Annotated in this window: 10 protein-coding genes; 6 read left to right on the top strand and 4 right to left on the bottom strand. The window is 54.4% G+C overall.

The features are described from left to right. Window positions 1–2 precede the first annotated feature (2 nt). Window positions 3–704 carry a proteobacterial dedicated sortase system response regulator gene (gene pdsR / locus FFI95_RS02185; RefSeq protein ID WP_144820708.1) on the bottom strand — a complete coding sequence of 234 codons (702 nt, stop codon included), beginning with the start codon at window positions 702–704 and terminating at the stop codon, window positions 3–5. Window positions 705–897: 193 nt separating this feature from the next. Here pdsR and FFI95_RS02180 point away from each other — a divergent pair, with 193 nt between their 5' ends. From FFI95_RS02180 to FFI95_RS02170, 3 genes are all read left to right on the top strand, one after another. After that, window positions 898–1,104, top strand: coding sequence for a hypothetical protein (locus FFI95_RS02180; protein ID WP_144820707.1), 207 nt, complete (start codon window positions 898–900; stop codon window positions 1,102–1,104). 87 nt (window positions 1,105–1,191) lie between these two features. Then, a complete protein-coding gene (locus FFI95_RS02175) occupies window positions 1,192–1,434 on the top strand; it encodes a GlsB/YeaQ/YmgE family stress response membrane protein (RefSeq protein WP_144820705.1) in 243 nt (80 codons plus the stop codon). Between the two features lie 2 nt (window positions 1,435–1,436). After that, complete coding sequence (locus FFI95_RS02170; RefSeq protein ID WP_144820704.1) at window positions 1,437–1,841, top strand: MAPEG family protein; 405 nt, start codon at window positions 1,437–1,439, stop codon at window positions 1,839–1,841. 50 nt (window positions 1,842–1,891) lie between these two features. Here FFI95_RS02170 and FFI95_RS02165 read toward each other — a convergent pair whose 3' ends face one another. Then, entirely contained in the window at window positions 1,892–2,332 is a 441-nt protein-coding gene (locus tag FFI95_RS02165) for an OmpA family protein (RefSeq protein ID WP_144820703.1), read from the bottom strand. A gap of 192 nt (window positions 2,333–2,524) precedes the next feature. Here FFI95_RS02165 and FFI95_RS02160 point away from each other — a divergent pair, with 192 nt between their 5' ends. After that, a complete protein-coding gene (locus FFI95_RS02160) occupies window positions 2,525–3,973 on the top strand; it encodes a rhomboid family intramembrane serine protease (RefSeq protein ID WP_144820702.1) in 1,449 nt (482 codons plus the stop codon). A 29-nt stretch (window positions 3,974–4,002) separates the two neighbouring features. Here FFI95_RS02160 and FFI95_RS02155 read toward each other — a convergent pair whose 3' ends face one another. Further along, on the bottom strand, window positions 4,003–5,457 hold the full coding sequence (locus FFI95_RS02155) for a DUF4013 domain-containing protein (protein WP_144820700.1): 1,455 nt from the start codon (window positions 5,455–5,457) through the stop codon (window positions 4,003–4,005). 268 nt (window positions 5,458–5,725) lie between these two features. Here FFI95_RS02155 and acnA point away from each other — a divergent pair, with 268 nt between their 5' ends. Further along, entirely contained in the window at window positions 5,726–8,503 is a 2,778-nt protein-coding gene (gene acnA / locus FFI95_RS02150; protein WP_144820699.1) for an aconitate hydratase AcnA, read from the top strand. 5 nt (window positions 8,504–8,508) lie between these two features. Here the strand turns inward: acnA and FFI95_RS02145 are convergent, their stop codons facing one another. After that, window positions 8,509–10,317, bottom strand: a complete 1,809-nt coding sequence (locus tag FFI95_RS02145) for a sensor histidine kinase (protein ID WP_144820698.1) — start codon at window positions 10,315–10,317, stop codon at window positions 8,509–8,511. A 100-nt stretch (window positions 10,318–10,417) separates the two neighbouring features. On the opposite strand from FFI95_RS02145, the gene FFI95_RS02140 reads away from it, so the two are divergent. Continuing rightward, window positions 10,418–12,070 (top strand): diguanylate cyclase, encoded by a 1,653-nt coding sequence (locus FFI95_RS02140; RefSeq protein ID WP_144820697.1) that lies wholly within the window; start codon window positions 10,418–10,420, stop codon window positions 12,068–12,070. Window positions 12,071–12,100 lie beyond the last annotated feature (30 nt).

The following is a 12,100-nucleotide window of genomic DNA, read 5'->3' as shown; positions in this document are numbered from 1 at the left end:
GATCAGCTCTCACGGGCATTCCAGCGGTAGCCCATACCGTAGGCTGTCTGAATACCGTTGAAGGCGCTATCAATCTGCAGAAATTTGCTGCGGATGCGCTTGATGTGGGAGGTTACGGTGTTGTCATCAAGCACGGTGTTGGCGGCGTCCATCAGTTGTTCGCGGCTGCGCACGTGACCGGGATGCTGTACGAGTGAGTGCAGCATCCAGAACTCCGTTACCGTGAGATCTAAAGGAATTTGGTCCCAGGTGATGGTCATGCGGTCCACGTTGAGGCTGAGACGGCCGCGGTTGACCACTTCCTCGGGTTTTTTCAGGGCTTCTGCCCAGGCATCGGCACGGCGCAGTAAGGCGGTGACCCGCGCCTGCAGGTGTTCCATGCTCATGTCTTTCGTAACATAGTCGTCAGCGCCCAGGCGCAGGCCGTGCACGGAGTCAATATCACTGTCCCGGGCGGTGAGGAAAATAATGGGCAGTGTTCCGGACAGAGAGCGCAGGTCCTGGCACAGGGCAAACCCGCCTTCGGGCTCATTGCCGAGACCGACGTCGATAATGGCAAGGTCGGGCAGGCTCTGGCGCAGCACCTGCCAGGCAGAGGAGCGGTCGCTATAAGCGGATATACGGTAGCCCCGGCGCTCGAAGGCGTCGCGGTAGTTGTCGCGGATGGCGGGTTCGTCCTCTATCAGGGCAAGGTGTTTCTTCATCTTTCTGGCGATTATCCGTGGATTATGAGTCTCTATTTAAACATGGCGGGCGTTGAGAACAAGGTTGGCTTGCGGGGTTGTCATAATTCATCACTTTTGGGTTGCAGATTGTCGGGTTCTGCCATGGGAGTGCCTTTTCGGGTTGTTGCAATGATCGGGTCTGATTTATCCATGCAGTCAAAGGATCATTGCCATGATGTTTTTATCTATAGTATCCAGGTCCGGTGCCCGGTCATTGCTTCAGCGTCCGGCCTCTCGCCTTACAGGAGAGCTCCGCGCGCGCCGAAAACAACGAGTCGTGCGTTTTATGGAGGGCGCAGGTTTGTGGATGGCGATGCTGTTGGTTTTGTTTGTTCAGCGTTTTTATGTCGTTGATGCTCTGGCGCCCTTCTGTGGTTGAAGCAGCAGGTAAAACAGGGCAGTCTTTGCAGGTCTGGAAACTTTGCTGCACAAGCTCTTTATTAACGTCCAGCCAGGAGGACAAACGATGAACCTGATTTTGTTTCTTATTATTGGTGGTGTGGCCGGCTGGCTTGCCGGTCTGATTATGAAAGGTCGCGGATTTGGCGTGCTGGTGAATGTTGGCGTTGGTATTGTGGGTTCCTTTCTCGGTGGTTTTGTTTTCCGCTTGCTGGGTCTTGCGGCCCAGGGCGCCGTTGGCGAACTGGTCACCGCTACTGTGGGGGCGGTGTTACTGCTGGCTATCGTTAGCAAAATAAGGAAAAGCTGAGCATGATCGTGCCCGTTACCGGTGTTTTCGCGGCTGTACTCGGTATTCTTCTGCTGGTGCTGTCAGCCCATGTAGTAAAATTCCGGCTGAAATACAACAAGGACCTGGGGGTGACCGATGATCCGGATTTCGTGGCTGCGGTCCGTGCCCACGGGAACCTTGTTGAATATGCACCGTTTGCACTGATTATGCTGGGAATCGCTGAGCTTAACGGCGTAGCCAGCGGTTATGTCTACTGGACAGGAATGGCACTGGTAGTGGGTCGGATTCTTCACGCCTGGGGCATGATTAACGGTCAGGGTCGAGCCCATAAAGCAAGAGCCATAGGTATTGTGCTGACCTGGCTGGCCATTCTGGCGGCCGCCCTGATGCTGTTAGGGAATGTCTGGAAGGTGTACGGCGGATAGCATAACTCGCAAGGCCCGGGGCCGATTGTACCGGCTCCGGGCTGTTGGCTTCAGAGCGCTTCTGCCATGCCATCGGTCAGATACTCCAGCTCTACGCGGCGGTTCGCCGCCCGGTCTTCCGGTGTAGCGAGAGGGCGGGAGGATCCCCATCCCGCCACCAGAATGCGTGATTCAGCAATCCCTTCTGACACCAGTAACCTCACCACCGCATTCGTGCGTAACCGTGACAGGAAGCGGTTATAGTCTTCAGCGCCAAAATTATCAGAATGACCGTGAACACGGACGCTGATGCCTGGGTTGTGTCTCAGGTAAACTGCATGTTGTCGGATAATTGCCTGATCTGAAGCATCTGGCATGTGTTTGTTAAAACCAAAATGAAAGCGCAATCTTTGGGGGCGCTTGCTTTCAGCCACAAGGGTTGCTGCATTAAAGCCGGGAACCACAGCAGCGTTGGCAAGTAACTCCGGGTTGTCCAGTACAAGTACAGTCATTGACAGTATCCTTGATTCAGCTCTCTGATTTTCTTGTTATCCCTGCTCACTATTAATGGCGGCAGAAATAACGGCAATTGGCGAATGGTCGACAGGCCATTCACACTGAAAACCATTAAAGCGCGCAATCAGGACACTGCTGTGGTAGAAAACAGCTTTTCAGGGACAGATTATGATGAATTGTGACAGCCAATGCTGATCATTCCTGCAGAAAACGCAGTTAACTGGAAGCGCCCGCCCTGGGTAACTCTGGGCTTAATGCTCGCGTGTGTCCTGGTTTTTCTGTTTTATCAGGGTGGCGATAGTCGCAAGCTGGAGCAGGCGGTAGAGCTCTATGTAGACGCCGGCCTGCCCGGGATGGAAGGGCCCGCCTACGAAGATTATCTGCAACGGCAAATACGTTTTCAGGGTGAAGAAGAGCGGGTTTTCGAGCTGCGACGGTACCAGAAACTCAGGGAAGAAGGTGAGGCTTTCTGGTTGTCGGCCAGTCTGCTCATGGATCGGGATTTCTACCAGTACCTGCAACAGAACAGTGATGTGATCTGGACTCCGGCGGAGCGCACACACTGGCTTGAGCAGCGTACAGTCATTGAAGAAGCCTATATTCAGCAGATGAGTGCCCAGAAGCTGGGCCTGACTCCTGCGCAACTGTCTTTGTCTTCGCTGATTACCTATCAGTTCCTGCACGGTGGCTGGGGACATATTATAGGGAACCTGGTGTTCCTGTTTCTTCTTGGATTTACGGTCGAAAAAGCGCTGGGGCCCGGGCGGTATCTGCTGGCGTATCTGGCCTGCGGCGCCTTGTCCGGCCTTGTTTTTACCGCCTTTTCCCTGGGCAGCCCGGTGCCCCTGGTGGGTGCCTCTGGCTCGATCTCCGGTCTGATGGGCATGTACGTAGCCATCTACGGGCTACAGAAGATTCGTTTCTTCTATTTTTTAGGGGTGTATTTTAATTATTTCCGGGCGCCCGCACTGGCGATACTGCCCGTGTGGTTAGGCAAGGAAATTTACGATTACTGGTTTTCCGGCGCCACAGGTGTGGCGTATATGGCCCACGCCGGAGGCCTTCTGGCGGGCGCCGGCCTGGTCGGGTTGCTGGGTAAAAGCTGGCTGCAGGTACGCGAGGAGTTTTTTGAGCCGGCGGAGGACGAGCGGGACGAACACTTTACAGCCGGCTATGCACAGGCGATGGACAGCCTGGGGCGCATGAACTTTAACCTGGCCCGGCAGCAGTTCGAGGCCCTGCGTGAGCAATACCCTGACCGGCCCATCCTGCTGGAGCATCTTTACCACCTCGCCAAGCTTCGGCCGGACTTGCCAGAATACCTTTCCCGCACCCGGGAACGGATGAACGACGCCTTGAGCCGCCGACAACCGGAGCAAGTGGTAGCTGTTTGGCAGGAATATCTGCGGGAAGGTGAGAGTCACCACCCGCTTGCAGCTGAAGATCATAATCGGGTGCTGTTTGCCAGTTTGAAACAGCACGACCTTAAAGCCGCAGAGAAGGCTTTTGAGCGGCTGCGAGGGGCTGGCGACCCGGTACTGGCCACGGAGGCCTGCCGGTTGCTCGCCGAAGAGTTTGAAAAACTCCAAATGGCACCGAAGGCGCGCCACTATCGGCAGTTGCTGCAAGCAGATTGACGAAGTGAGGGGCTTGCTCCCGGCTCTTCTTAGTCTGGCACCGGGAATGTCGCCTTTGGCCCTTTAATGAGTTCCCGTTTCTGAGCTTGCTCCAGGAACACTGGCACCTGTTCGTGCAACGGGTGATCACTGCAGCGTTTCTGTATAAACGTCAGAAAAGCCGTCGCTTTTTCCCACTGATTCATGCCATTGGCAAGCGCCTGTGCAACCAGCAGATAGGCCGGTGCCAGTTCCTCGCTGTCCGGGAAGCGCTTGTGGAAGTCCTGTAGCAGTCGCAGAGTCGGCTTGTAGTGCCCGCTGTTATAAAGACACCGGGCACAGCGCACGGCCAGTTCCGGCTCATCGGGTCTGAACCCGGGCTCAACGTGTTCAAGCATTTCCAGAGCAGAGGCTATGCCTTCGCCATCATTGCTGTCGGCCAGCCAGCTCAGAACTCGTGGGTGGTACCGGTACAACTCGGTGGCATTGTTGCGGGCGGCCAGCAGTCGGTAGAGTTGACCGATACGCAGCGGATCCTCCGGATCTTTTTTGAGAGCATCGTTCAACATGGCCTGAACACGGTCGTAGTTGCCGTCTTTCAGATTCATATCAATATCCGCATCGAAACGGCTGCTGCGATCCCGCTGATGCACTACTGCTTCCTCTGTTGGGTCCTGAATGTCCGCCGTAAACCCCAGCTCTTCCTGATACTGGAACAGCAGATACCCCAGCATGTTGAACAGGATCAGGGTGAAGGTACTGTTGAGAAAACCCGACAAAGGCTGAGAGAGCCAGAATGGAAAGTGATTAAGGGCAAAATCCTGGGCCATGCCTGAGGCGAGAGTGAGCAGGATCAGGTAGCCATAAAGCAGAAAGTAAGGAGACCCGATGCGGGAGATCAGAGCCGTTAATTTCATAGGGTTAACAGCAGCCCCCACAGAACGCTCCATAGCTAAAATCATGATGCTTGCGGGCAGGGCGAGTATTGCAAACGCCAGGGTTAGCATCAACAGTAGTGGGCCTCCCAGCAGCGCTGCGGCGCCAGCCAGCCCACCGATTACAATAAAAACCAGGAATTGGAGAATAACAATGCTGAACCCGCTGCCAGTGAAGGCAACCGAGACAGGCGGCGGCTTCAGGTGTCCCTCGGCCGTATGGTTGATCACCGCATAGGTGTACTTGAACAGCGCCAGAGCCAGTAGCACCCAGATCAGGAGGCCAGCCAGGCTGGCGGGTGCAGCAAGTGGCACCAGGGTACAGATAGCAATGACGATGAGCGGGTCAGAATGAAATGGGTAGCGGAAAAAAGCACCGATGCGATTCCAGAAGGGAGTAGTTTCTGTTGCGGCTCCCAGGTACTGCATGGCCTTGTTGCATTTTGGGCACAGAGCCCTGTGTCTGCGGGTATCGGCGTCGGGCATACAGCGGCTGCAGTAATAAGCCTGACATTCCCTGCAATGCCATGTGGCAGGAGCGCCTGGGTGATAGTGGCAATCGTGTTTCACTGTAAGTGTTTATCCTGATCCGTCAGAAAGCTGAGTGTTGGCTGATAATGCCAGATGATGCGGCAAACCGCTGCCTGTAGTGACTCCGTATGTCCTATTCAGGCGGCGAATTCCGGTTATTCACCAGGTCTTGGTTGAACTCTGGGTAATCGATGCAATAGTTATATAAGACTTCACATTCTCTTGTATATACGCCAGCCTGATGGTTTACGGCTGGAGATGAGCGTGTAAACCTGCTCATACCACAATTAAAAACGGAGGCACAAGTATGTCGAATGATGGCCTTGGTAAAGACAGTCTGAACACACTGACCAGCCTGAATGCTGGCGGTAAGACATTCCATTATTACAGTCTTCCCAAAGCAGCGGAAACGCTTGGCGACCTTAACCGCCTGCCTTTCTCGCTGAAAGTCCTTCTGGAAAACCTGCTACGCAACGAAGATGGCGTCACTGTGGACCAGAACCACATCAATGCCATGGTGCAGTGGTTGAAAGACCGCCGCTCTGACACTGAGATTCAGTTCCGCCCGGCCCGGGTGCTGATGCAGGACTTTACCGGTGTACCCGGAGTGGTTGATCTGGCAGCCATGCGTGAGGCGGTAAAAGCGGCAGGCAAGGATCCTGCACTGATCAACCCCCTTTCCCCTGTCGATCTGGTTATTGACCACTCGGTAATGGTTGACAAATTTGGTACGCCATCCTCGTTTGAAGACAACGTCTCTATAGAGATGGAGCGCAACCAGGAGCGCTATGAGTTCCTGCGCTGGGGACAGCAGGCGTTTGATAACTTCAGGGTGGTACCACCAGGTACCGGTATCTGCCACCAGGTAAACCTTGAGTACCTGGGTAAAACCGTGTGGCAAAAGCAGCAGGGTGATAAAACCGTTGCGTACCCCGACACGCTGGTAGGAACAGACTCCCATACCACCATGATTAACGGTCTTGGCATCCTCGGATGGGGCGTTGGTGGTATTGAAGCCGAAGCCGCCATGCTTGGTCAGCCAGTATCCATGCTGATACCGGAAGTCGTGGGCTTCAAGATCAGTGGCAAGCTTCGGGAAGGCATCACCGCTACGGATCTGGTGCTGACGGTTACCGAAATGCTGCGTAAGAAGGGTGTCGTCGGCAAGTTCGTGGAATTCTATGGCGATGGTCTCAAAGACATGCCTGTGGCCGACCGTGCCACCATTGCCAACATGTCACCGGAGTATGGGGCAACCTGTGGTTTCTTCCCGGTGGATGAGCAAACTCTCAAGTATCTGCGCCTGACCGGTCGGGACGATGAGCAGATAGAGCTTGTTGAAGCCTACGCCAAGGCCCAGGGCTTGTGGCGCGAGCCGGGCCATGAGCCGGTTTACAGCGACACGCTTGAGTTGGATATGGGTGAGGTAGAAGCCAGCCTCGCCGGCCCGAAGCGGCCCCAGGATCGCGTAGCATTGAAGAATATGAAGGCAACGTTCGAGTTGCTGATGGAAACCGCAGAAGGTGCGCCCGATGCAGCTCAAGCGCCCGATAAGCGTGAGAGCCAGCTGAAATCGGAAGGCGGGCAAACGGCTGTGGGTGTCGACAAAAGCTATCAGCATCCCTGCAGCCGGGATCTGACCGTAAAAGGGCAGGATACCCGTCTGGACCCGGGTGCGGTTGTTATCGCGGCCATTACCTCGTGCACCAACACATCCAACCCCAGCGTGATGATGGCGGCAGGCCTGATTGCCCAGAAAGCAGTTGCCAAGGGTCTGACCACCAAGCCCTGGGTGAAAACCTCACTGGCTCCGGGGTCCAAGGTGGTCACCGACTATCTGCGAGTAGGCGGGTTTCAGGAGGACCTGGACAAACTCGGGTTCAACCTGGTGGGCTATGGTTGCACCACCTGTATCGGGAACTCTGGCCCGTTGCCGGATGCTGTGGAGAAAGCTGTAGTCGATGGTGACATCACCGTTGCCTCGGTGCTTTCCGGTAACCGTAACTTTGAGGGCCGGGTGCACCCGCTGGTGAAAACCAACTGGCTGGCGTCGCCCCCCCTTGTTGTGGCGTATGCACTGGCCGGTAACGTGCGTCTGGACATGAATAAGGATCCGCTGGGTAAAGACCAGGACGGGAACCCTGTGTACCTGAAAGACCTGTGGCCGAGCCAGCAGGAGATCGCCGAGGCGGTTGAGAAAGTAAAAACCGACATGTTCCGGAAAGAATATGCCGAAGTTTTTGATGGCGATGAAATCTGGCAGTCCATCGAAGTACCCGAGAGCAACGTTTACGAGTGGTCGGACAAGTCTACCTACATTCAGCATCCGCCCTTCTTTGAAGGTCTGAAGGCAGAGCCTGACCCGATCGAAGATGTGAAGGATGCGAATATCCTGGCTATGCTGGGGGATTCGGTTACGACCGACCACATCTCGCCGGCCGGCTCTTTCAGTGCGGACAGCCCTGCGGGTCAGTACTTGCAGGAGCGGGGAGTTGAACCGAAAAACTTTAACTCCTACGGCTCACGGCGCGGTAACCACGAAGTCATGATGCGTGGCACCTTTGCTAACGTGCGCATCCGTAACGAAATGCTGGATAACGTTGAAGGTGGCTTCACTAAGTTTGTTCCCACCGGGGAACAGATGCCCATCTACGATGCAGCCATGAAGTACCAGGAGCAGGGTACACCGTTGGTCGTGATTGCCGGCAAGGAATACGGTACCGGCTCAAGTCGCGACTGGGCAGCCAAGGGTACCCGGCTTTTGGGTGTTCGTGCAGTGGTGGCTGAGTCCTACGAGCGGATCCACCGTTCCAACCTGATCGGTATGGGGGTTATGCCGCTGCAGTTCCCCGAAGGTACTGATCGCAAGAGTCTGAAACTGACAGGCGAGGAAACCATCAGCATCAGCGGCTTGTCCGGCGATATACAGCCCGGCCAGACGCTGACCATGACGGTAACCTACAAGGACGGGTCTACAGCAACCTGTGACTTGAAATCGCGGATTGATACTGCGAATGAAGCCGTGTACTTCGTTCACGGTGGCATCCTGCACTATGTCGTGCGTGAGATGCTCAAATCTGCCTGATCCAGTCAGCGTGCTGACTCAAAAACCGGCGGCCGTTTAACGGCCGCCGGTTTTTTTGTGTCTACAGGCACCTCAACCCAGAAGTGAGCTCCCGCATCGTTATAATATCCCACGGTGCTTTCCAGAAGTTCAGCGAGACGGCGACTGATTGCCAGGCCCAGTCCGGTACCTGTGTGTGCCCGATCGGTGCCAGTTTCAGCCTGAGCGAAGCGTTCAAAGATTTCATGTTTGAACGTATCTGGCACTCCTGCGCCCTGGTCACTGACCACAATGCGTACTTTGTCATGGTTCGCATACTCAGTGTGAATCGTGACCTGCCCCTCCGGGGGTGAAAATTTGATGGCATTGCTGACGAAGTTATCAATAATCTGCCGTAATCTGTGGCCGTCAGTGTTCAGACTTGCTGCCGGGATATTATCGGCAGCCAGGGTGATGCCGGATTCCCGGGCCATTGCCTGATTGCTGTCAACAATCTCCATGAGAAAGCCCTGCAGGTCTACAGGATGAAAGCTCAAGCGCATCCTGCCGCTGGCGAGCTTGTTAAAGTCGAGCAAGTCCCCAATAAGCCGTTGGAGGCGCTCACCGTTGCGCAGAGCCAGTGTGGTTATATCCCGGGCGCGCTCGGGAAGCTCTCCGGCTGCTCCGGCCTGCAACAGGCGCAGGGCGCCGTTTACTGAGGTTAAAGGCGTCCGCAGCTCATGACTTACATTGGAAATAAAATTATCTTTTAGCTGGCTGTAGGCATCCCGTTCATTCATCAATTGGTTGAATGCCCGGGCCAGATCACGCACTTCCGGAGCGCCTTCTTCCTTTAAACGCCGCGAAGATTCAGGTTTTCGGGTCATGGAATCTATACGGCGTGTGATTTGGGTCAGGGAGGCGGTTGTTGACCTGAGGGCGAGGTATGTTAGGAGCAGTATCGTCAGAGTAAGCCCCAGAGTGATCAGGAAAAAACGAGTGAACGCCTGTTTAGCCGGGGCTGTTGCAAGAGACTTGGGAACCGCACGTATAAATAGCCAGCCCAGACGTTGCAGATGGTTCGTCGCGTAGATCAGTGTCTTCCCAGAGGCTGTGCTAACCTCTCCAAACCGGACCCCGGATAACGCCGCGTCAATTAGCAGGTTTTCACCGGGATCAGGCAGGCTGGCAATCATTCCATCGTGCCCGGAACCTTCTACAAACAAAAAGTTGTCCGTGTCGACGACTAAAAATATCGCGTCACTACTGGCATCATTCCGAAAATGCTCGGGAATCAGAAATGACTGGTTCATTTTCAGGGTCCCGCTGAGAAAACCGAGCAGTTCTCCTGCAGTGTCCGTAATCGGAACAATAAAAATCAGCAATGGCACCTGGCTTGGCATACCGATAATGGGACGACTTATAACCGGACGTTGAGTTTTAATGGCTTCTTTCCAGTGGGGGCGGTTACCATAATGGGTGCCGACCCTGCCTGGAACATAAATGTTTTCGGCAATTAAGGTAGCATCGGGAGATAATACGCTCAGGCTGTGAGGAAAAAGTTCTGCCAAAGCTTCCTGCTTTTTCAGAAGTTTGGTCAGTTGTCCGGGAGGCAGCAGCTTGTCCTCACTCTTCAGCAGGTCAGCAAACTGGGCCAGCGTATTGGTTCGATGCTGCAGGTCCTGGCTGACCAGGCTGGAGATATGGGCGGTTTCCTGGGCCTGTTGTGCAGACAGGTTAGCCAGGAAGTCTTCCAACAGAGCATCGTAGGCCGTGTAGATAATAGAGCCCACAGCGATAAAACTGCCAAGAAAGATAATGATGGCAAGGCGGGTACTCAGTGATAACTGGCTCAAAGTTAGGCTCCTGTCTGGCTTTAGGCCGTAGGTTTTTGTATTCGACAGTCGTTAAAGCAAAATTCACAGCGTTTGTGCGCGATAATCAGCAAGGGAGCGTATGCCCCAAAGCTCTTCATCTGAAGTGCAAAAAAGACTGGAAATTCTGCGTTACCGTTTTCAGGACAAAACGATACGCGAAATTGATGATCTGGTCGCCAGTGTTTTGGGTGTATCTCAGGGCTCTGAAGCCATTGGCAAGCTGGTTAATATTTACCAGCAGTTGCACAGGCTGGCAGGCTCAGCGGGTACTTTTGGCTTTGCACGTCTGGGTGCGCAGGCACGCAAGCTTGAGATGGCGATAAAACCTCTCGCTGACCAGGTAACGGCCGATGCCGACAATGAGCATGTTCGGTTGCAGTTTCAGCAATTACTGAAAAGAGGCTTTGAAAGCGATCTGGCCGGTCTTGGCCATTTTGTAGAAGAAGCTGAGCCTGTTTCGGCAAAATGGCACCAGCCCAGGCCGGCCCGGGCAGGAAATCCGCCGGTTTTGTTACTTATGGAGCCGGATCCGCACCTGACTCGACAGATACTACGAGGGCTGGCGTTGTATGGTTATCAGGTGCGCTCACTGAGTGCTGACGAGCCGAGGCCGGATATCCTGCACGGTGTTGACCTGATTATGATCCGGGACTCGCTTTTGCAGAACAAAATGGCGCGCTGGTTGACTGAGTTACACGGCATTCTGGTTATCTGCTTCAGTAATGCGTATGAGTTTACCACCCGTTACCACCTGGCAAGTCTGGGCGTTGATGCTTGTATCGATGAGCCCCATGATATTCCGGTTCTTGCGGATCGGGTGGAGCAACTTTTATCTGAAGGGCCGACAACGCTGACCGGTCGCGTCATGATTGTGGACGATGATCGCGAACTGCTGGAACATTACCGTGTGGTTCTTACCAGTGGCGGTTTACAGGTTCAGGCTCTGGATGATCCGGCTTCTTTGCTAGCTGCACTGTCTGAGTTTCGGCCGGATATATTGTTAATGGATGTGCAAATGGGGCCGTACGACGGTCCTACACTCGCCAGAATGCTTCGTTTCCAGTCTGAGTGGCTCAGTCTACCGATCATTTTCCTGTCTTCAGAAGAAGACCAGAATCGTCAGTTTGATGTGCTGGCCCGTGGCGGTGATGATTTTGTAACCAAGCCGGTAGCAGATGAGTTTTTATTGCGCACCGCAAGAATACGCTGCTATCGCGCCCGGCAACTCGGTAAACTGGTCGCACTCGATGGTCTTACCGGCCTGTTGAAGCATGCGTTTGCAAAAACCGAGCTTAATCGTGAATACGCGCGCTGTGTTCGTAACGGCCACAGCTCTGCGGTAGCCATGCTGGACCTGGATAACTTCAAACAGATCAACGATACCTATGGCCATCAGACGGGCGATATGGTTATCAAGGCGCTCTCTAATCTCTTGCGTCACCGGTTGCGTAATACGGATATTATTGGCCGTTACGGTGGTGAAGAGTTTGTGGTGGTTTTACCCGAGTGTGAACTGGATAAAGCCGTTGGTGTGCTTGAAACCCTGAGCCAGGATTTTTCCCGATTGGCGTTCACCGGTGATGGCAGCGAGTTTTCCGTAACGTTCAGTGCGGGTGTTGCAGCGCTGAACACCTATGAATCCGGTGAGCAGGCCATTGAAGCAGCAGACCGGGCGCTTTATCAGCGTAAACGCGCTGGGCGTGATGGTATTACAGTCGCCACCGCAGTGTAGTCTTGAATTTTAACGGTAAGCAGAGAGTTC

Source organism: Marinobacter piscis (genome assembly GCF_007671655.1).
Taxonomy (GTDB): Bacteria; Pseudomonadota; Gammaproteobacteria; order Pseudomonadales; family Oleiphilaceae; genus Marinobacter; species Marinobacter piscensis.
Note: the sequence above shows the minus strand (reverse complement) of the source record. Positions and strands in the feature narration are given on the sequence as shown.